General features: G+C 62.9%; 1 pseudogene. It reads right to left on the reverse strand.

The annotated features are described in order from the left end of the window. A pseudogene (locus AMD30_RS24350) lies at positions 1 to 348 on the reverse strand (ACR3 family arsenite efflux transporter); the annotation flags it as partial.

Raw genomic sequence — 348 nt, forward strand, 5'->3', positions numbered from 1 at the left:
GAGATAGCCGGCAATCAAGGGGATTCCGAGGAAGATCAGCACCGACTTCGCGATCTGCCACGGCGAGGTGTCGATGGTCGTCTGTTCCAGGCCGAGCCATCCGGGTAGCACCGAGAGGTAGAACCAGCCCAGCACGGCGAACATGATCACCTGGAACACCGAGTTCAGTGCGACGAGGACGGCAGCCGCCTCGCGGTCGCCGCACGCCAGGTCGTTCCAGATGATGACCATCGCGATACAGCGCGCCAGACCGACGATGATCAGTCCGGTCCGGTATTCCGGTAGGTCCGGGAGCAGAAGCCAGGCCAGCGCGAACATCAACGCGGGTCCGACGATCCAGTTCAGCAG

Origin of the sequence: Gordonia sp. HS-NH1, assembly GCF_001418765.1 — a bacterium.
Taxonomy (GTDB): domain Bacteria; phylum Actinomycetota; class Actinomycetes; order Mycobacteriales; family Mycobacteriaceae; genus Gordonia.